Below are 19,946 nucleotides of genomic sequence, written 5' to 3' on the forward strand. Positions count from 1 at the left end.
CGCGACAATGTCAAGCGAAGGTGCGCGCACCGGTGCACCGCCGTGCGATCCGGCGTGCAGAGGACGGCGGGTGCCCGTTCAGACGACCTCGAAGACTCGATAGGCGATGCCGCCCTCGACCGGATATCCCGAGCCGACGCACACGACATCGTTGAGCCACCGATAGTCTCGAGCGCCGGTTTCGAACACCGGGGTGGTGCGGAAGTAGTAGCTTCCGGGATCGACGAGATGTCGCGTGGCCGGATTCCCCATCCGGTCGCGCACCGATTCCGGAATGGTCCACCGTCCACCGTAGGTCATCTGCACCAGGGCGTCGTCGTCGGTGCGCAAGGTCAGCCGGACATCGAGCGTCATGCTCCCGTCCTGCCGGAACGTCGCCCAATCGCCGCCGCCCGGCAACACCGCGCCGCGTAGCTTCGGACCTTCGAAGGACCCGCCTACCGCACCGAACAGTACCCGGCCCCGTCCGATGTTCAGCGGCGGCGCCAGATCCACCACGACGTCGAACAGCTGCCTGGTCTCGATCCCGGCGATGTCCTCGACCCGTGCGTCCATGTCATCTCCCTCCGAACAGCTTCTGCCGTACCGCGTCGGTGGAGACGCCCGATTGGGCGCACAGCTCCGACAGGTCGAAATGGAAGTACTCTCCTGCGATCAGCCCGTCGGCGAACGCGAAGCGAAGGAACACCGGTAGCTCCGCCCGCCGGCCGTTCGGCTCGACGCCGAATCTGTTGCCCGTCATGGTCATTCGCACCGTGCCCCAGCAGGCCAGCGTCTCCCCGTCGGCTGCGTTCCCGCCCAGCTGGACGTCGTAGTCCGGAAACGAGGCGAAGAAGGTTCGTAACGCCGCCTCGTTCGCGTCCAGCCCGCGCGCCACCGTCCCGAACGCCGGTGCTTCCAAGACCATTTCGTCGTGCATGAGCCGCAACGCCGCAGTGACGTCCTGCCTGCTTTTGACCACCGCGAGTTCCGTCGCCAGGTCCATCATCCAACCACCGCCCATGACTTAACTATACGTTCGACCGTATTTATTGTCTACATGCGAGCACGACCCGAGCGTTCGGCTCGGAGACGAGCGTTGGCCCGGAAATCCCGAAGACGGCGACTACTCCGCGCCGAAGCACCTGTGCCAGGGGTGAGTTCGGCGATCAGCTCGAAGTGCTCGGTGAACTCGACGTGCGGCGAGGTCGCGCAGAACACCGAGATATGGCACGCTGATAATTCGACTCGATTCTTTTCGCGCAGGGGGAATTTCGGTGAACGAGCCGTCGCGGACGCAGGCCGTCGTCCTGGACCCGTGGGATGTGCCGTCGGCTCGCGCGCTGGCAGCGGCCCACGGCGTCGAGGTGCAGGAGTTCCCGCGCCGCGGGATCGAGCCGGTCACGACCGTGACCCTGCTGCTGATCGGTGCGGCGGCCGCCGTCGGCGCGGTCTTGCACATCTTGGAGCAGCGCAAAGGCGGTCAGGTGATCGACCTGCGGCCGGGCGCCCCGAAAGCGTTCTACCGCACCCCGGATGTCGTGTACGGCACCGTCGTGATCGTCACCGTCGACGGCAAGGTGACCGTGGAGGTCAGGGAGCCGGAAGGCATGTTCGGCAAAGTGGTATCGACCCTGCCGCAGTTGCTTTCCAGCGGCGGCAGCGCGGAGGAGGTCACTCGAACGGTGACCGAGAGGTTCGGCGCGGACATCGCTATAGAGACGGCGGACATCGCGGTCGAGACGATTGATGGCGATCCGGCTCCCGAGGGCGGCGCATAGGTGCACGGTGACGCCCAGCGAGCAGCACAGCGGTATTACGAGCAGCTGCGGGCGGCACTGGAGGAGCCCGAGCCCGGCGATCTCGCCGGAGCCGACCTGGCCGAATTCCAGGCCCTGGCTACGGAACTCCTCGAACGGATCCTGCGGGACTACGCGGCCCCCGAGGTCACCCCGGAAATACGGGCCGAGGCGGAGCGGGTGGTCGCCCAGTTCATGCGCGGTCGCGCGGGCCGCGACGAGATCGAAGTCGAGCAGCTGAGCAGAATCCAGGACCGGATCGAAGCGGCCATACCGACCATGTTCCCGGACGGCTTGGCCCGGGTCGGCGGGCGCCCGTTGGTGCGTCCGCTGCGAACCGGGCAGCTCAATGCCGTCTGCACGCTGACGCCGGGCCGTTCGGATGCCTACCTGGTGCTCGTCGAGGACCAGATGGAGCAGTTCTGGCACAAGCTGAGCGCGGCGGTCGCCTGGGCGATCCCGCGCGGCCCCGTGCACGACGGACATCTGCACGACTATCGGCTCGGCGTGTCCGCCGTGACCGAGCGGATCGAGTCCGATCCGGATGTCCTCGCTCGTTTCGTCGACGCCGTCACCGGTTACGCCGTGACCGGCCGGTTCGATCGGACCGAGTCCTATCCCATGCTGCCGCCGGGCTACCTCAACTTCGCGAACATGTTGGGACAGTCCCTGGAAAACTTCGTGATCGGCCACGAATACGGGCACATCCTGCTCGGCCATCTGCACAAGACGGCGTCGAGCCGAGGCGTCCTGCCGATCGACGATGTCGGCACGCTGACCTACTCGTGGAAGCAGGAGCTCGAAGCCGACTTCATCGGCATGGGCCTGGCGCTCAACTGCACCGGCGAATATCCGGTCGAGTTGAGTTTTCTGGGCATCAGCCTGTTCTTCGATGCCCTGGACGTCATGGATCGCGCGGTGTCCCTCCTGGAAACCGGCGACGAGAACGTCCGCCAGCTGGGCTCGCACCCACCGTCCTATCTGCGCAGGCGACGATTGCGGGAGTCGCTCGAGCAGCTGGCTCGCGCCGACGGCACGGACGAGCGGGAGAAGGCCGAACGGTTTCGGGCGGCGCTGAGAAACGCCGAGGTGCAAGCGGACGTCGTGCGCCTGCTGTGGGAGCGCACGCGACCGCGCCTGCTCGACCTCCGCGAGCGTGGCGTGCGACCGGCCCGTACCTGGCGAACCATCCCGAAAGAAGTGCCGGCAACCGAGCCCCCGCTCGATCCGGGGTCGCTACACCCCGATGAGGCCGCGTCGCACTACTACCGAAATCTGCTGGCGCGGACCGACGCCCTGCTCGGCGCCCGCGCTCGAGTCGACCCGGCCGCTCTGGGAACCGAACTGGATCGCTTTCTCCGCGTCGAGCGAGCCGACGATCCGCGCGCGGCGACGGTGCATCTGGGTCGCGATCCGCGGGACATGGGCGACCTGTTCTCCGAGGTGCTGGACTGGACCGAGAGCGCGTTGCGGGCCGAGGTGGCCGAATTCCCCCGCCCGCTCGTCGGCCACCTCCGGACGGGTCGGCTCGACGCGGTGCTCGCACCCGTGCCGGGCCATTGGGACGCTCGGGGCACCTGCCTGATGCTCATCGAAGACGAGTTGGCGCTGTTCGCGTTCAAGTTCGGCGAAGCGGTCCTGTCGGCTCTGCCGCAGCGGCGCGCGGATGAGAACGGCAGAACCAGCTTCGTCTTCGACGAGTCCGCAGCGGCCGAGCGACTGGATGCCGAGCCGATGCTCGCCGCGCGCTTCGCCGAGATCGTCAGCGCTTACGCCATGACCGGCAGCGTCGTCGGCCACGCACTCGGCGGGCTGCCGGGTGGTCAGCTCGACTTCGCCGCGGACCTGCGTGATTCCCTCCTCCGTTTCGTCCTGGGGCACGCGTACGCGCACCTTCTGGTGCACGCCCGTGCAGCGACGCCGCGCGCGGAAATGCTGCCGGTCCCCGATGTCGAATCACTCACGCACTCCTGGCAACAGGAGCTGCTGGCCGACGAGATCAGCTTGGGCATTCTCGCGACAGCCGGTTTCGGCGATGCCGACAACGTCGACCTGGTAGGCGCCTTCCTGGGTATCGGCTTGTACTTCGATGTCGTGGACGTGATGGATCGCGCGTTGTCGCTGCTGGAGACCGGCGCGGAGGAGGCTCGTCAACTCGGTTCCCATCCGCCCTCGGACGTGCGAAAGCAACGGCTGGGTGAGCTTCTGGTGACGAGCGCCGAATCGACACGCCCGGTGGTCGGAGCAGCCGAGGCACAAGGCAGGATCGTCCGCCTGTTCTGGGCCCGTGCCCGGCCGCGCCTGCTGGAACTGCACCGGCAGGGCGCGCGTCCGGCGCCCATGTGGCGGACGATCCCGAAAGAGACCGAAGCCGACGCCGCACGCGACCGGTAGGGACTGGTCCATCCGCGGGTGAGTGCGTTGACCACGAACTTTTGCCGGTCAGGCGGCGGTCGTGCGGATTCGTGACCGGCCCCAGCGTTGCGGCGTTCGCTGCGAACAGTCATGGTCGACGCACTAGCCGAAGTACCGGTGGAACCACGCCGTCAGGTCGGCTTCGTTCTTCGGTCCCTGATCCGGATGATCGGCGCGCAACGTGCAGAAATGCCCGGCGATAGCGAACTTCTGGTGGACCACGAACAGGCAACTGGGTCCCAGTGCGGGATCGGTGTTCGGGTAGCAGAAGAAGCGGCCGAGGACGTTGCCGTTCTGTCGCCAGGCGTCGTCACCCGGGTCGCCGCTGCCGCACACATGCCCCGAGAACTGGCCGCGGTTCGCCTCGTACAGGTACATCGCGGACTCCTGGTCCGGGAAGCCGAAGAATTCCGCCGCTGGGAACCCGGCCTTCGTGCCGCAGGCCAGCATCGCGTCCACCGGGCCGGGCGGCGGATCGGCGTGGCGGCAATTGGCCGGACCGAAATCACCGGCCAGGTGGTTCAGCACCGCACGATCGGCCTGGGTGAAATAGTCCGGATCCCGGGCGGTGTCGGGAGTACGAAACCCGAAACCGTTGCGTGCGGCCACATAATCGCGGTACCGCTGGTCGGCCGGATCCCAGAGGTACACCGCGGCGGCCAACGCCTGCTCGTCCGTCACCAGCAGCGCCGGGCGCGGCGCGGCGGGATCGTCCACCTTGCTCAGGAAACACGATTTGCGGCCGACTTCCGCGCCGTCGCGCAGCATCGGTCCATCCTGCCCCGGCGGATCTCCGGGGCAATTTCGTCCCTGCAGACCGGTCAGCAAGGAGGAGATGTAGCCGCGCAACTGGTCGACGGTGCGAAACCGTAGGAACCGCGCGGCGGGATCGCTCGCGGCCGGATTCGCGGCGCAGAACACCACGGCGACGGTCGGCGAAGCGGGGTTCTCGTGCACACAGTTGGCGCGTTTGTAACCAGACGGGCCCACCAGGGACAGCAGGTCGATGTCCGGGCCGTCGGGCGCGCTCGCGTCGGGAACCGCGGCGCCGGTGGTGGGCCGGGTCGACTCCCAGCCGAGCAAGCCGAGCGCGGCGGCCAGAAGGACGACGCCCAGCAAGGCGAGCACGCGAAGCACCCGTCGGCGGCGGGGTCGGCCGCCGTCCCGGCTGCGCGGGCCGGTCGTCGCGCCCGATCGGTCCCCTGGCGGGCCCGCTGTGGTCGGCGGACCTTTGTCCTCCGGCTCCGTCGGCGTCTCCGGTGAGCGGCTCGAGGCGACCGCCGCCTGCGCGGCCGCGCCGAGCTCTCCTGCCGTGGCGTACCGGGCCTGCGGATCCTTGGCCATGCCGCGCGCGATCACCTCGTCCAATCGGGCGGGCAGTCCGGGACGGCACTCGTGCGGGCGCGGCGGCGGCTCGAACAGGTGCGCGGAGATGATCTGGGCTTCGGTGTCCTTCGGGAACGGCCGCGAACCGGTGAGGCATTCGTACAGCACGCAGGTCAGGGCATAGACGTCGGCGGCGGGGGTCACGGCGCGGGAGTGGAACCGCTCCGGTGCCATGTAGTGGAACGATCCGATCGCCGAACCGGTGCTGGTGAGGCTCTGCCCCGTGGCCGACTGCGCGATCCCGAAGTCCACCAGGTAGGCGAAGCCGTCCGCGGTGAGCAGGATGTTGTCCGGCTTGATGTCGCGGTGCACCAAACCGTCGGCGTGTGCGGCGTCCAGTGCCGCGGCGACCTGCCGGATGATCGCGACCGCCCGCTCCGGCTCCAGCGGCGCCCGCTCGGTCAGCAGCGCGCGCAGGCTGTCGCCACCGACCAGGCGCATATCGATGAAGAGCCGGCCGTCGATCTCGCCGTAATCGTGGATCGGGATGATGTGCGGTTCCTGCAAACGCGCCGCGACATGCGATTCGCGCCGGAACCGTTCCCGGAACACCGGATCGTCGTGCAGCCGCTCGGGCAGCACCTTCAGGGCGATGGTGCGGTCCTTGACGGTGTCGTAGGCCTCGAACACTTCCCCCATGCCGCCACGACCGATCAGGCGATCCAGGCGGTACGGCCCGAATCGCGACCCCACCTCGAGCGTCTGACGTCGCGTCGTCATCTCGTCCTCCGTGACGGGGACCCGGAGGGTGTCCGGCGCGGACCGAGCCGAACGCCTTCCCGGGGCCGTGACCCGGGTTCTGCGCTCAACTGTAGGCCGCGGCGATCCCTTCGGCAGGCGTATCGCGCAGCGGGCCGGTCAACCGCCGATTCGCGTCGGCGCAGGTCCCTGGCCTGTCGGCGCGGTCGCAGCCGAACGGCGCCGCGGTGCCAAGAGGCGTCTTTCACGCGTCTTCAGACCACCCGCAACGGGTGCCGCCCTCGTCGCCCGCCTTCCCGATAGGCGGGCACCGCGACGACCGGAGGCGAGTGCCGGTATTCCCCGGGATTCGAGCCATGGCGGCTCCGCTGCCACCGGGCGAACATCCTCGATCATTACCGAACGTCAGGGTGGTGCCCCCGGTTTGTGCAGTGCCCACGGCGACTGTCCGTCCGAACTGTGCACCTTCAAATCGGCGGACCTGGCCGTACCGGGGCCCATACCCTCCCCGCTTTGCCCTAGTTCCAGGTAGCCGGTGTTGGCGTGGACTTCGGTCACTCCGGCCTCGGAATGCAGAATCTTGGCCGCGCGGGCGCCCACATCGGAGAGCGGCGCGTGAGACAGCAAGGCCACCGTCCCGCCGTTCTGCTCGACAGCCCGTTGGAAATACTTGTTTCCAGCCAGGATGCGGGCGTAGTCGGCTTCACCGACGGCGACGGTCTCCCGCTTGCGGCCCGCGCGCACTTGCAGGAGGACATTGTCGACCGGCGCTGCGTCGATGTCGTCGAGCCGCGGTGACGCAAGACTGGCGTTGATGGCCAGGACTGGCGGCTTGTCACGGAACGGCACAGCCCAGGGCACTCGAGGCTGCGACCCGGACGTCACACCGTAATTCTCCTTGTACTCGCCGAGCTCGTAGTAGAAAGACCGGAACATATCCATGGAGTCCGCTCCCGCCCATGCCTTGTACCTCCTGGCGTCCTCTTTCGACAGGGGGAACGCAACTCCTAGGTCGACAATCGTCCGGAATTCGTCCTGGAACGATCCCATGCGGCCGATCAGGCGAACGGACTCCACGTCTTTCGGGTCGATCGTCGCGGGATCAATCGTCTGGAAGAACGGATGGAACCGTAACGCCTCGGCGGAATCGGTCTCCACGTAGCGACTGACCGCTTCGCGCAGCTCATCTCCCGGGACCCGCCTGGACAGGCCCTCGCCCGCGTGCCGCAATTGCAGGGCGAGCCGCTCCGCCACCCACTTCCATTTAGCGGACAGCATCGCTAATCCCGCGTTGCCGACCCGTCGCGGTGCAGAGCTTCGGCCCGCAGCCGGAACGCCGCACGACCGTTGGCATTGAGAAGGATGTCGACGCCCGGCGGTATGACGGCAGGCAACTCATCCCCCACCAGCCGGAGCCACCGCTGCACCGGCGGGCCGAACTTCTGCGCGTGCGCAGTAACGACGAGGACACAGGGCACATCGTCCGGTGCCTTGTCGATGACCGGCCGGCCGTGTTCGTCGCAACCGATCTCCACCACCGACTGCCGCAAGGTCGGCACGAGTTCGGCGCCGGCGTCCGCGTCCCCGGCATGGATCAGATGAAGCAACGCGTCCAGCGGATCGGTCGGCGACTGTTCGTCGGGCGGCAGATACGCGGGGTTCGGTTCGAACGGTCCTACCCGTCCGTCGGCGCCTATCTTCCAGCGTCCGACGATCGTCCGAGGCGGGGGCGATTGCTCCGACTCGTTCGGCTCCCACGCCGGTGACGTCAGGACGAACCAGTCACCCTGCCTGACGGTTCCCGACTCCGAACGATCCATCACTGCTCCCGCCAGCGCTGTCCCCGAACCCCGCGGTTCTTCCTCACTCAGGCCTCCGCCCAGCCACATCGCGACTCAGCGTAGTCCGGAACTGCCGGACAACCTGTGCGGCCACGTCGATGCGGGTCAGGTGACGGGCCGACTCCGATCCGGTCACGCTACCCGTGCCGAAGTCACGGCGGCATCCCCGATTTCTTTCGGCACCGGCGATGGTGCGCCCCCATGAGGCGGCCACGCCTCGATCGTGGGCCGATAGGTAGATCGTCCGCATCGGTGTGTGCGGCACGCCTGATGGTCGGCTGCCGTCACGTCGGGGGGTCCTTGGGTGTGCGGCGGTGCAGGGCGAGCTGGATCTCCAGCAGCAGGCGGTCGGCGGGGTCGTCGAGGTCCATGCCGAGGATGTCCTCGACGCGGCGAAGCCGGTAGCGCAGCGTGTTCGGATGCACGCACAGTGCCACGGCGGCGGCGCGCACGTCGCCGTGTTCGCGCAGATAGGTCTCGACACTGTCGCGCAGGCTCGCGGAATGCTTGCGGTCGTAGTCGAACAGCGCGCGCAGCCGCGGATCGTGCAGCTCCGCCCGCGATCCGACGAGATCGAGCACCTCACCGAGCAGCACGGCGGTCCGCGCCTCGGCCAGGGTGGTCACCCGGCTCGCGGGCGTGGCCGCGCCGCTGCCGTCCAGGACCCGATCGACTTCCGCGCGCGCGTCGGCCACCCGGCCGAGATCGGTTACCGGACAGGCGATCGCCGCCCGCAGCGACAGCGAGCGCTGGGCTTCGAACTGGTCGATCAGCTGGCGCGTCCACGCCGTCACCGCCTGCGCGGAGCGGTAACCGGGCAGCAGCACGTAGACGCGGTCACCGATCGTGGTGGTCACGGAGTCACCGCGAAAAGCGCCCGCCCGCAATCGCAGAACGCCGCCTATGGCAGCCGCCTCGGCGCCCGCCGCCCGCTCGCCCGCCGCGAGCGCGAACCCGATCACCGCCGCCGGACCGGTCGACGGTAGGCGCAGCGCGTTCGCGACCGCCGCGGCGTCGATCGCGGGCCCGCCCGCGCCGAACAGCCGCCGGATCAGCAGCGTCTCGGTGGTGGGCGCGTCAAGGCTCCGGGAGATCAGCCGTGCCGCGATGGCCGCCGCGCCGCGCAGGATCTCGGCCGCGTCCGGGGCGAACGGCCGATCGCCCTGCTGCAGCCAGATCGCGCCGAGCAGCTGCGGGCCGGCCGCCTGCGCGTCCGCGGGACGGCGGATGCCGATCACCAACCTGCGCTTGATGTTCAGCTCGACGTGCGCGGGCACGTCGACGACTTCGTCGGTGTTACGCAGCCGATCGAACACGCCCCACTGCCGCAGCAGACTCAGATATTCGCGCGGGCCCTCCCGGCCGAGAATCGAGCGCACGCGCAACTCGTCGGCGTTCTCGTCGGACGCCGAGTACGCGAGCACATGTGACAACGGGTCCTCGATCGACACCATCCCGTCCGCGTCGTCCGCGATCATCTGTGCCAGCGCGAACAGGTCGAGCTCCGCGGCACCCTGATCAGCATCCCCGCCCACGTTCCCGCCCTTCGGCCAACTCGACAACGCACTTGCCCCATCTTTGTCCGATCGACTCATTCTCCGGGCAGTTTTCCGGTGTTGACTTCCATCTACCGAAAAATCATCTAATGCCAGGAGGTCTCATGGACGCGGTCGTGGCCCCGCCCCCGCCGGTCAACGAACCGGTGGGCAGCTTCGCGCCGGGCACGGCGGAACGTGCGCGCCTACGGGTGAAGCTGGCCGAACTCGCCGCGACGCCGACCGACGTCGCCCACGTCATCGGCGGTGCGCACCGCCACGGTTCGGGCGAGCGCGTCGCGGTGGTGCAGCCGCACCGGCACGCCGCCGTGCTCGGCACGCTCACCACGGCCGGACCGGGCGAGGTCCACGACGCCATCGCGGCGGCGACCGCCGCGGCGCCGGACTGGCGGGCGCTGCCCTTCGCCGAGCGCGCCGCGGTCTTCTTGCGCGCCGCGGACCTGCTGGCCGGTCCGTGGCGCGAAACCATCGCGGCGGCAACGATGTTGGGGCAATCCAAGACCGCATACCAGGCCGAGATCGACACCCCGTGCGAGCTGGTGGACTTCTGGCGGTTCAACGTGCACTTCGCGCGCCGGATCCTCGCCGACCAGCCGCTGTCGGTCCCCGGGGTGTGGAATCGGATGGACTACCGCCCGCTCGAAGGGTTCGTCTACGCGATCACGCCGTTCAACTTCTCCGCCATCGCGGGCAACCTGCCCACCGCGCCCGCGCTGATGGGCAACACCGTCGTGTGGAAACCGGCGATCACCCAGTCGGTGGCGGCGTACTGGACGATGCGACTGCTGGAGGCGGCGGGCCTGCCGCCCGGGGTGATCAACATGGTGCACGGCGCGGGCCCCGAGGTCTCGCGAGTAGCGCTGGCCGATCACCGGCTCGCGGGCATCCATTTCACCGGCTCCACCGCGACCTTCCGGCACCTCTGGCGCACCGTCGCGGCGAATCTCGACCGCTACGACGCCTACCCGCGCCTGGTCGGCGAGACCGGCGGCAAGGACTTCGTCGTGGCGCACAGCTCCGCCGATCCCGAGGTGCTGACCACGGCCCTGATCCGCGGCGCGTTCGACTACCAAGGCCAGAAGTGCTCGGCCGCCTCGCGCGCGTTCCTCCCCCGGTCGGTGTGGAACCGGATGGGCCGCGAGTTCATCGACCGGGTGGCCGCGCTCAGTTACGGCGATATCACCGACTTCGGTCACTTCGGCGGGGCGCTCATCGATCGGCGGGCCTTCGCCAAGAACGCGGACGCCCTCACGCGCGCCAAGGCGACCCCCGGCTTGACCATCGCCACGGGCGGCCACGCCGACGACAGCGTCGGCTACTTCGTCGAGCCCACCGTCCTGCTCGGCGACGACCCGGGTGACGAGGCATTCCGCACCGAGTACTTCGGCCCGATCCTGGCCGTGCACGTCTACGACGATTCCGCCCGGGGCTCGTTCGAGGCCACGCTCGATCTCATCGACCGGGGCTCGCCCTACGGCTTGACCGGCGCGGTCATCGCCCGGGACCGCGCGGCGATCGGCACGGCCCTCGACCGGTTGCGCTTCGCGGCGGGCAACCTCTACGTCAACGACAAACCCACCGGCGCGGTCGTCGGCCAGCAGCCGTTCGGCGGGTCGCGCGCGTCCGGCACCAACGACAAGGCAGGCTCGGCACAGAACCTGCTGCGCTGGACCTCCGCTCGCACGATCAAGGAAACCTTCGTTCCCGCGACCGACCACCGCTACCCGCACCAGGAGTTGTGATGGCCTTCTCCGGACTGCTGCGGCCCGCCCTGCTGGCGGCCTCCCGTTCCCCGCGCGTGGAGCGCGCGATCACCCGCGCCGCCACCACCAAGAAGCTGGTCGACCGGTTCGTCGCGGGTGAGACCGAGAGCGACGCGGTCGCCACGGCCTCGGCATTGCTCGGCTCCAGCCGCTGCGTGACCATCGACTACCTCGGCGAGGACACCACCGATCTCGACCACGCCCGCGGAACCGTGGCGCATTATTTGCGGCTGCTGTCGGCGCTGGCGGAGCTGCGCGCCGCGGAGGAGACCACGGTGCCGCGGCTGGAGGTGTCGCTCAAGCTCTCCGCCCTGGGCCAGTCGCTTCCGCAGAACGGGTACGCCATCGCCCGCGAACACGCCTACGAGATCTGCACGGCGGCGAAGGCGGCCGGGATCTGGGTGACCGTGGACGCCGAGGACCACACCACCACCGACTCGACGCTGTCGATCGTGCGTGAACTGCGGCTGGACTTCCCGTGGCTGGGCACCGTCCTGCAGGCCTATCTGAAGCGCACCGAGGAGGACTGCCGGACCTTCGCAGGCCCCGGATCACGGATCCGGTTGTGCAAAGGCGCCTATCGCGAACCCGCGTCGGTGGCCTACCAGAGCCGCTCCGCGGTGGACGAGTCGTATCTGCGCTGCTTGCGGGTGCTGATGGAGGGCAAGGGCTACCCGATGGTCGCCACGCACGACCCGGCGTTGATCGATGCGGCGCTGCGCCACGTATGGGAAAGCGGTCGCAAATCCGGCGATTTCGAGTTCCAGATGTTGCACGGCATCCGCGACGCCGAACAGCGTCGCCTGGCCGCAGCGGGCCACGCGCTGCGGGTCTACGTGCCCTACGGAGACCAGTGGTACGGCTATTTCATGCGCAGGTTGGCCGAACGCCCGGCCAATATCGCCTTCTTCCTGCGCTCCTTCGGCCGCGACCGCTGAGCGCTACCCGGTCCGGGAAAACCGGATCCAGTCGCAAAGTGACCACAGACGCCGGTGACGTGGCCGTGCTTCCAGCGATCGGCCGCCGGAGGTGGACTTGCGGCCGGGGGTCGCACACCGGAACCGGATCACCAGCATTGGCACGCTTTCGCCGCAACTCGCGACGCCACGCGACCATACTTGCGAACATACGGTTTCGAGCGAAGCGAGACCGAGCATCCGCCGTTCGTGGCCCGGCTCGCGTTTGCGCGGCCGTCGCGTAGGCGACGAAGGAGCAAGCGGCGGTCGCGCACACGCGAGCCACAAGAGGACCGCGAACACCCAGCGCCGCAGGCGCTGGAAACAAGCACAGGAGTCGCATGTCCCTCGCGCAATTACGCGCCCAGATGACGCGCCGCAAGCCGCTCGGCGAGGTCGAGGACGAAGCCGCCGCGGCCGACGAGCAACTGTCGCGGTCGCTCGGATTGTGGCAGCTCACCGCGATCGGCGTCGGCGGCATCATCGGCGCGGGCATCTTCACCCTGGCCGGTGCGGTGGCGCACTCGGTCACCGGGCCTTCGGTACTGATCTCGTTCCTCATCGCGGGCGTGGCCAGCGCCGCGGCCGCGCTGTGCTATGCCGAGTTCGCCGGGATGGTGCCCAAGGCCGGATCCGCCTACACCTACGGGTACGTGTCGCTCGGCGAGATCGCGGGCTGGTTCATCGGCTGGGATCTGCTGCTGGAGTACGTCGCGGTCGCGGCGGTCGTCGCCATCGGGGTCTCCGGGTACTTCAAGTTCCTGCTGGAACAGGTCGACATCACGCTGCCGGATTGGATGCTGGGCGCTGCGGGCACCGGCGAGGGTCACGTCGTCGACGTGTTCGCCGTGCTGTTCTGCCTCGGCACGGCGTGGCTGCTCTCGCGCGGCATCCGCAGCGTCGGCCGGTTCGAGACCGTCGCGGTCGGCATCAAGGTCGCGCTGGTCGTGCTGATCATCGCGCTCGGCGTGTTCCACATCGACAGCTCGAACTACACCCCGTACTTCCCGTTCGGCACGGGCGCGGTGTGGACGGGCGCGGCCACCGTCTTCTTCGCCGTGTTCGGCTACGACGCGATGAGCACCGCCGCCGAGGAGTCCACCGACGGCAAGAAGCACCTGCCGAAGGCGATCATCTATTCGCTGGCCATCGCCATGGTGCTCTACGTGCTGGCCACCCTGGTGCTGACCGGCATGCAGAAGTACACCGAGATCAGTCCGACCAGCGGGTTCTCCACCGCCTTCGAGTCGGTCGGGCAACCGGGCGTGGCGAACATCATCGCGGTCGGCGCCATCGTCGGCATCGTCACCGTGGTGCTCACCTTCATGCTCGGCGTCACCCGGGTCTGGTTTGCCATGAGCCGCGACGGGCTGTTGCCCGCGTGGTTCGCCAAGACCCATCCGGTTCGCAAGGTGCCTACCCGGGTGACCTGGATCGTCGGCATCGGCTCGGCGCTGATGGCCGGGTTGCTGGACATCACCGTGGTCGCCGAGCTGACCAATATCGGCATCCTGATGGCGTTCATCGTGGTGTCCGTGGCCGTGATCGTGCTGCGGCGCACCCGTCCCGACGAGCCGCGCGAGTTCCGCCTGCCGTTCATGCCGGTCGTGCCGCTGATCGGCATCGGGTTCTCGCTGTACCTGATCTGGTCGCTGCCCTGGGAGACGTGGGCGCGGTTCGTGATCTGGCTCGTGGTCGGCCTGGTCGTCTACTTCGGCTACTCGCGCACCCATTCCCTGCTCGAGCGCGGCCGCCGCGCCGCGGCCGAGGGCCCCGCGTCCTTCTGATCGCCCATCCTTGGACAGGTTCGCGAGCGGTATCCATTGCGGAATGGTTGCTCGACTGCATACGGTCGGGAATGCCTGCATCGGCGTCGAGCCCGGAAGGAGCACGAGCGGATGGATCTGCGAGAGGTCGTTTCGTCGGGTGTGCTCGAACAGCGCGAACTGCTGGCCCAGGGGGCGCTGTCCGCGGAGGAGTTGGTCGAGGCGACGCTCGACGGGATCGATGCCGCCGCTGACCTCGGCGCCTTCACCCACATCCTGCGGGAGGAGGCCAGGGCCGAGGCCGTCGAGCGGGACCGGGAACGCGCGGCGGGCGGCACGGTGGGCCCGTTGCACGGGGTTCCGGTCGCGGTGAAGGACGAATTCGACGTCGCCGGCGTGGTGACCAGCTTCGGCACCAGGGCGAACGCGACGCCCGCCGTGACGGACGCCGAGGCGGTGCGCAGGCTGCGCGCGGCCGGGGCGGTCATCGTCGGCAAGACCTCGATGCCGGAATTCGGGCAGTGGCCGTTCACCGAGTCCAGCACCTTCGGCATGGCCCGCAATCCGTGGGACCCGAGCCGCTCCGCGGGTGGATCCAGCGGCGGATCCGCCGCCGCGGTGGCGGCCGGGCTGGTGCCCGCCGCGCTCGGCGGCGACGGGGGCGGGTCGATTCGCATCCCGGCAGCGTGCTGCGGATTGTTCGGCCTCAAGCCGCAACGCGGGCGAGTGCCGCTTGCCCCGAACGAGCACCTGTGGTGGGCGCTGGGTGTCGCCGGGCCGCTGACCCGCGGGGTGCTGGACTCCGCCGTCGTCTACGACGTGATCCGCGGCAGCACCCGCACCGACCGATTCCGGGCGCCGGAACCGGCGACCTCGTTCGAAGCGGCGGCGCGCGGACCGGCTCGGCCGTTGCGCATCGGCTACAGCGTCAAATCGCCGATCCCGTCGGTGCGACCGGATCCGCAGCATGTGCGCGCCGTCCGCGACACCGCGATACTGCTCGCCGAACTGGGCCACACGGTGGCGGAGATCGACCCGCACTACCCGGATTCCACGCATGCTTTCTTTCCGCAGTTCTTCGGCGGGGTGCGCGCCGAATTGGCCGAGGTGGACCATCCGGAACTGCTGGAACGCCGCACCAAGCAGACGATCGCGGTCGGCTCCTGGGCGCGCAGGCCGGTCGTCGAATGGGCGATCCGGCGCGGAGAGGCGGTGCGGCGCAAAGCCGATCGGATCTTCGCCGAGTGCGACCTGCTGCTGACGCCCACCATCGCGATCCGCCCGCCGCTGCTCGGCGTGCTCGACGGGGCGAACACGGTGCGCGCGCAGCTCGCCTCGGTTCCGATGGTCGCCTACACCGCGATCTGGAACGTCACCGGCCATCCCGCCGCCTCGGTGCCCGCCGGTGTCGGCGACGACGGGCTTCCCTTGTCGGTTCAGCTGGTCGGCCCCACGAACGGCGAGACGAGAATCCTCCCGATCGCCGTACAGCTCGAGCAGGTGCGTCCGCAGCCTCGCCCGGTCCTCCCTCCAGCCGGGTAGATCTACGCGGGCCCCGTCTCGGCGGGAGCGGAAGCCGGTCGGGATGACGTGTATCTCGCGCGCCCCTCTCCGGAGCAGCTCCGGTGCTGCGCGACTATCGAGCCTGACCGTCACCGCCCGGGCGCTGGTATCACCGCTTCGGCGTCAGCAGGACAAGCGGGATCTCGCGCGTGGTCTTCGTCTGATACCCGGCGTACACCGACTGCGCGGCGGTGACCCGGGGCCACAGTTGCGCCCGCTCCTCCGGCGTGGCCACCCGAGCCGTCATCGGCGTCTTCGGCCCGCTCCGCACCGACACGACGACATCCGGATTGTCACGCAGATTCAGGAACCACGCCGGGTGCACGGGGTCGCCGCCGCGCGAGGCGACGACGACATAAGTGTCGTCGTCGATGATCGGCGCCGTGAGCATCACCGAGTGCGGTCGCCCGGACTTGCGGCCGGTGGTCGTGAGTTCCAGCGACGGCATGCCGGAGAAATCGTTGCCCAGCTTCCCGAAGCTGAGTTTCAGCAGGGCGCGATGCACCGTATTCATGGTCTTCAGCGCGAAATTCGAGGGCATGCGATCCTCACGATCGACTCGACGGGTGGTCCGGCTCGCCGTCTCCCGCGGCGGGAAGCGGCGAATCGGACTGTACCGGAACCGGCGCGGCCGGCTCAGCTCGCGGACCATCCCGACCAGCGTGCCACCTCGATGGCGATCACCGGTCCCGGTGGCGGCTGTCGCTCGTACTGGGGGTAGCGCGCGGTCAATCGGCGGATCGCCGCTTCCGCCTCGGCGCCGTGGGCGAGACGAGCCGCGCCGTCCGCGCGGGCCCACCACAACCGGGTCCAGTCGTCGTCGTAGCTGTCGACGAGCACGGCGACCGCCGGGTTCGCCGCGATGTTGTCCAGACGGCGCAGCGCGGTGGTCGTCTTCGGCTTCGCGTCGACACTGGTGTAGACGATCTCGCCGGCCACGGCGAACACGATGGGCACCAGGTGCGGGCGCAGCCGCGCCGAAACGGTCGCCAACCGCGCGACCGGACTGGTCGCGAATCGTTTGCGGGCCTCCTCGGAACTCAGCAGCACACCCGTCTCCTCGGCATCGCCTTCCCCGTGAATCGGGGATCCAGTCGGTTACCTCCCCTATGCAACCGGACATTTGCCGTGAAATCACGGCGATCTACTACTCCCACGCTACGGTCGAGTCAACGTGTGACCCGTCAGAGGCTATGTCGCCAAAAAGTGGAGGCGGTCGTGGACATCGATATCACTGCTCGGCTGAACCTAGCGTTCGAAATGTGGGAGCGTGCGCACGGACGCCCGCTCGCCGACGATACGGTCGAGACCTGGGTGACCGCGGCCGGGTACGACTTGGAGCCAGGTCACCTGGCGAAAGTCCGGCGCGGAGAGCTCACCGCGCTGCCGGAGCAGGCCCGCGCCGGGCTGGCTCATGTCTTCGGGCTCGACCCCAGCTATTTCGTCTTCGATCCCGGCCCGGACCGGGCCGACGACGCCGAAGTAATCGCGCACCTGGACAATTCGGCGCTGCGCCGCCTGGGCCAAGCCGTGAACGGCGTGTCGCTGCGGACGCTGTTGTACCTGGAGTCCGTCGCCGAAGTGCTCCGCCAGGCCGACGGCCTGCCTCCGTGCGAGCAGACCGCGCAACTCTGATCGACGACAGCGGCTCGGTTTCGGCCCCCGGCCCGGGAAGTCCGGCGGGCCGGCCACACCGCCCGGGCGCGCCCACCGCTCACCGCCGCGGCTACCTGGCACGCCGATAAGCCAAATTTCGAATACCACCTCCCTGGCGCGAGGGTGGGAGTCCAGGTAGAGGTAGAGGGGGGATTTCTGGTGAGTAGCGAGGTGGCAGGACTGTGGGTATGGGCGGCTCAGTTGCGCCTGGGCGTTCGTGACAAGTCCATCCCGCGGGGGATGGTGCGGCGGCACCCGTAAACGGCGGATGAGGGCCAGGGAGCACCGGTTGCACGTCGCAAGGAATGGCAGGAAGAGAGTTGAATCAATGGCTCGGATCTGGTACTCGTGCGCGGCAAACTACGCGATCATTCTTGACCGCGATTCCGCCACTAACCCACCGAGTATGCATCGCTCGGTGTTCGTCTTCCAGGCTCAGGATGACCCGGACGATGCCATCGCCAAAGCCTTGGAGATCGCCAGATCCCGCGAGCAGGACTACATGGGTGGAGCGCCCGGAGACTCCGCGCGGGTCGTCTGGCGTCTGGAGAGCCTGGAAACCATCGATATCCTCGGCGAGTCCATCGTCGACGGCCGCGAGATCTACGCCGAGCCGATTCCCGTTCCCGATCACGTCAACTGGACCGTTGAGACTCGATTCACCCCAGATACGACCGACATCGGCACGAGCGGAGTTCAGCCACTGCTTGCTTTCAGAGACCAACGGTCGTCGGGTGGACACGATTAGTGCCCTGTGGCAGTGCATTTCGGCTGCATGGGAGGGCCCGTCCAAAAAGCTGATGTCGTCGGCTGCGGGGTTGGCGATGATGCATCTCGGGAACTGATCCGCAGCGCCGGTTGTTGCCGTGCGTATGACCGGCGAAACCTCAACGGCGCCCCACCGGCGCGCCCAACTGCGTGAGTTCCTCCGTACCCGCAGAGCGCGGCTCACACCGGCGGATGTCGGTCTGGCGACGGGAGGCAGGCGGCGCACACCCGGCCTGCGGCGCGAGGAGGTCGCGTTGCTCGCCGGAGTGGGCGTGTCCTGGTACACGTGGCTGGAACAGGGCCGCGACATCACCGTGTCGGCGGAGGTGCTCGACGCGATCGGCACGGCACTGCGCCTGTCCGGACCGGAGCGGACGCATCTGTATCTGCTCGCCGGTCTCAACCCGCCGCCCGGCCGGGCGCGCGACACCGAGGTCACCCCCGAACTGCGCCGACTGCTCGACGCGTGGGGCGCGCGCCCGGCGGTGCTGCGCGACCGCTGTTGGAATCTGCTCGGGGTCAACGATGCCGCGCGCTCGGTCTTCGGGTTCGGCGACGCTGACCACAACTGCCTGGTCTCCTTCTTCACCAATCCCCGATACCGGGGTATGCACGTGGAATGGACCGCGATCGCGCCCGCGGTCGTGGCCGCTTTCCGTGCCGACGCGGCGCACGCCCCCGACGATCCCGCGTTCGCCCGGGTGGTCGGCGAACTCAGCGCGGCGAGTCCCGAATTTGCTCGCTTGTGGGCCCGCCACGACGTGGACGCCGCCGTGCAAGCCGTGAAAGCGGTGCGTCACCCCGACGCCGGTGACCTGGTGTTCGACACGACCACCCTCGCGGTGGCCGACCGTCCCGGATGGTTCCTGGTGCTCTACAACCCGCAGCCGGACACCGGCACAGCGCAGCGGGTCGACGGGCTGATGCGGATCAGGCTCGCCGCCCCGGCGTGACCGTAGCCTGGTGGTGCCACACCTAGGTCGACTGGACACTGTTCGGCCGCGGTGGCCTTCGGCACGCTGATTCCCATGACGCACAACATCTCCCGATTCGACGGCAAGGTCGCGCTGGTCACCGGCGGCTCGAGCGGCATGGGGCTGGCCACCGCACGACGGCTGCTCGCCGAAGGCGCGCAGGTGGTCATCACCGGCCGGGACGAGACACGGCTGGACGCCGCGGTCGAAGCGCTGCACGGCGACGAGCGAGTGCTCGCGATCCGCGCCGACGCGGGTCGTCTCGCCGATCTCGACGCGCTCGCCACCGCCATCCGTGACCGGCACGGCCGCCTCGACGTGGTCTTCGCCAACGCCGGGGTCGCGTCCTTCCAGCCGAGCGCCGAGATCACCGAGGACGAGTTCGACCGGGTCGTGGACATCAACTTCAAAGGCGTGTTCTTCACCATCCAGAAAGTGCTGCCGCTGCTGTCGGAGCACGCGTCGGTCGTCATCAACGCGTCGTGGACGCTGCACCGCGGCCTGCCCGGCGCCGCGCTCTACGCGGCCACCAAGGCGGCCGTGCACAACCTGGCCCGCACGCTCGCGGCGGAGCTGGGGCCCAGGGGAATTCGAGTCAATTCGGTGAGTCCCGGGTACATCGAGACCCCGATGTTCCACGACAACGTCAGCCCCGACGCGCACGCCGCCGTGCTCACCGAGGTGGCGAGCCGCCGGTTGGGCACCGCCGAGGAGGTGGCCGACGCCGTGGCATTCCTCGCCTCCGCCGAGGCGTCCTACGTCAACGGGCAGGACCTGGTCATCGACGGTGGCCTCGTCGCGGCCGTCTCCCGGGAGCTGCTCTGA

Annotated in this window: 18 protein-coding genes; 10 read left to right on the forward strand and 8 right to left on the reverse strand. The window is 68.8% G+C overall.

Annotation, left to right across the window (positions count from 1 at the left end):
- Positions 1 to 78: 78 nt before the first annotated feature.
- Both QMG86_RS19295 and QMG86_RS19300 read right to left on the reverse strand, forming a co-directional pair.
- Positions 79 to 555: a DUF3237 domain-containing protein gene (locus QMG86_RS19295; protein ID WP_281873809.1), complete on the reverse strand. Its 477-nt coding sequence runs from the start codon at positions 553 to 555 to the stop codon at positions 79 to 81.
- Position 556: 1 nt separating this feature from the next.
- Complete coding sequence (locus tag QMG86_RS19300) at positions 557 to 1,003, reverse strand: ester cyclase (RefSeq protein WP_281873811.1); 447 nt, start codon at positions 1,001 to 1,003, stop codon at positions 557 to 559.
- A gap of 253 nt (positions 1,004 to 1,256) precedes the next feature.
- On the opposite strand from QMG86_RS19300, the gene QMG86_RS19305 reads away from it, so the two are divergent.
- Both QMG86_RS19305 and QMG86_RS19310 read left to right on the forward strand, forming a co-directional pair.
- Positions 1,257 to 1,760 carry a hypothetical protein gene (locus QMG86_RS19305; RefSeq protein WP_281873812.1) on the forward strand — a complete coding sequence of 168 codons (504 nt, stop codon included), beginning with the start codon at positions 1,257 to 1,259 and terminating at the stop codon, positions 1,758 to 1,760.
- The gene (locus QMG86_RS19310; protein ID WP_281873814.1) at positions 1,761 to 4,172 is read left to right on the forward strand and encodes a M48 family metalloprotease; all 2,412 of its coding nucleotides are present in this window, start codon (positions 1,761 to 1,763) and stop codon (positions 4,170 to 4,172) included.
- A gap of 123 nt (positions 4,173 to 4,295) precedes the next feature.
- On the opposite strand, the gene QMG86_RS19315 is transcribed toward QMG86_RS19310, so the two are convergent.
- The 4 genes from QMG86_RS19315 to QMG86_RS19330 form a co-directional block, all read right to left on the reverse strand.
- On the reverse strand, positions 4,296 to 6,299 hold the full coding sequence (locus QMG86_RS19315; RefSeq protein ID WP_281873816.1) for a serine/threonine-protein kinase: 2,004 nt from the start codon (positions 6,297 to 6,299) through the stop codon (positions 4,296 to 4,298).
- Between the two features lie 384 nt (positions 6,300 to 6,683).
- Positions 6,684 to 7,532, reverse strand: coding sequence for a hypothetical protein (locus QMG86_RS19320; protein ID WP_281873817.1), 849 nt, complete (start codon positions 7,530 to 7,532; stop codon positions 6,684 to 6,686).
- A gap of 26 nt (positions 7,533 to 7,558) precedes the next feature.
- Positions 7,559 to 8,167: a type VII secretion system-associated protein gene (locus QMG86_RS19325; protein ID WP_350356334.1), complete on the reverse strand. Its 609-nt coding sequence runs from the start codon at positions 8,165 to 8,167 to the stop codon at positions 7,559 to 7,561.
- 236 nt (positions 8,168 to 8,403) lie between these two features.
- Positions 8,404 to 9,654, reverse strand: coding sequence for a PucR family transcriptional regulator (locus QMG86_RS19330; protein ID WP_350356335.1), 1,251 nt, complete (start codon positions 9,652 to 9,654; stop codon positions 8,404 to 8,406).
- A gap of 125 nt (positions 9,655 to 9,779) precedes the next feature.
- On the opposite strand from QMG86_RS19330, the gene pruA reads away from it, so the two are divergent.
- The 4 genes from pruA (at position 9,780) to QMG86_RS19350 (ending at position 15,702) form a co-directional block, all read left to right on the forward strand.
- Entirely contained in the window at positions 9,780 to 11,417 is a 1,638-nt protein-coding gene (gene pruA / locus QMG86_RS19335) for an L-glutamate gamma-semialdehyde dehydrogenase (RefSeq protein ID WP_281873820.1), read from the forward strand.
- Positions 11,417 to 12,376: a proline dehydrogenase family protein gene (locus QMG86_RS19340; RefSeq protein WP_281873822.1), complete on the forward strand. Its 960-nt coding sequence runs from the start codon at positions 11,417 to 11,419 to the stop codon at positions 12,374 to 12,376. Before pruA ends, QMG86_RS19340 begins: the two co-directional genes overlap by 1 nt.
- A 359-nt stretch (positions 12,377 to 12,735) precedes the next feature.
- A complete protein-coding gene (locus QMG86_RS19345) occupies positions 12,736 to 14,181 on the forward strand; it encodes an amino acid permease (protein WP_281873823.1) in 1,446 nt (481 codons plus the stop codon).
- A 111-nt stretch (positions 14,182 to 14,292) separates the two neighbouring features.
- On the forward strand, positions 14,293 to 15,702 hold the full coding sequence (locus QMG86_RS19350) for an amidase (protein ID WP_281873825.1): 1,410 nt from the start codon (positions 14,293 to 14,295) through the stop codon (positions 15,700 to 15,702).
- Positions 15,703 to 15,832: 130 nt separating this feature from the next.
- Here QMG86_RS19350 and QMG86_RS19355 read toward each other — a convergent pair whose 3' ends face one another.
- Positions 15,833 to 16,264: a nitroreductase/quinone reductase family protein gene (locus tag QMG86_RS19355; protein ID WP_281873827.1), complete on the reverse strand. Its 432-nt coding sequence runs from the start codon at positions 16,262 to 16,264 to the stop codon at positions 15,833 to 15,835.
- 95 nt (positions 16,265 to 16,359) lie between these two features.
- Entirely contained in the window at positions 16,360 to 16,767 is a 408-nt protein-coding gene (locus QMG86_RS19360; RefSeq protein WP_281881032.1) for a TIGR03668 family PPOX class F420-dependent oxidoreductase, read from the reverse strand.
- A gap of 174 nt (positions 16,768 to 16,941) precedes the next feature.
- Here QMG86_RS19360 and QMG86_RS19365 point away from each other — a divergent pair, with 174 nt between their 5' ends.
- From QMG86_RS19365 to QMG86_RS19380, 4 genes are all read left to right on the forward strand, one after another.
- Complete coding sequence (locus tag QMG86_RS19365; RefSeq protein WP_281873829.1) at positions 16,942 to 17,358, forward strand: hypothetical protein; 417 nt, start codon at positions 16,942 to 16,944, stop codon at positions 17,356 to 17,358.
- Between the two features lie 349 nt (positions 17,359 to 17,707).
- Positions 17,708 to 18,127 carry a hypothetical protein gene (locus QMG86_RS19370; RefSeq protein ID WP_281873831.1) on the forward strand — a complete coding sequence of 140 codons (420 nt, stop codon included), beginning with the start codon at positions 17,708 to 17,710 and terminating at the stop codon, positions 18,125 to 18,127.
- A gap of 124 nt (positions 18,128 to 18,251) precedes the next feature.
- Positions 18,252 to 19,100 carry a helix-turn-helix transcriptional regulator gene (locus QMG86_RS19375; protein WP_281873833.1) on the forward strand — a complete coding sequence of 283 codons (849 nt, stop codon included), beginning with the start codon at positions 18,252 to 18,254 and terminating at the stop codon, positions 19,098 to 19,100.
- A gap of 75 nt (positions 19,101 to 19,175) precedes the next feature.
- Positions 19,176 to 19,946, forward strand: coding sequence for a glucose 1-dehydrogenase (locus tag QMG86_RS19380; RefSeq protein WP_281873835.1), 771 nt, complete (start codon positions 19,176 to 19,178; stop codon positions 19,944 to 19,946).

This window comes from Nocardia sputorum, from assembly GCF_027924405.1.
Lineage (GTDB): Bacteria > Actinomycetota > Actinomycetes > Mycobacteriales > Mycobacteriaceae > Nocardia > Nocardia sputorum.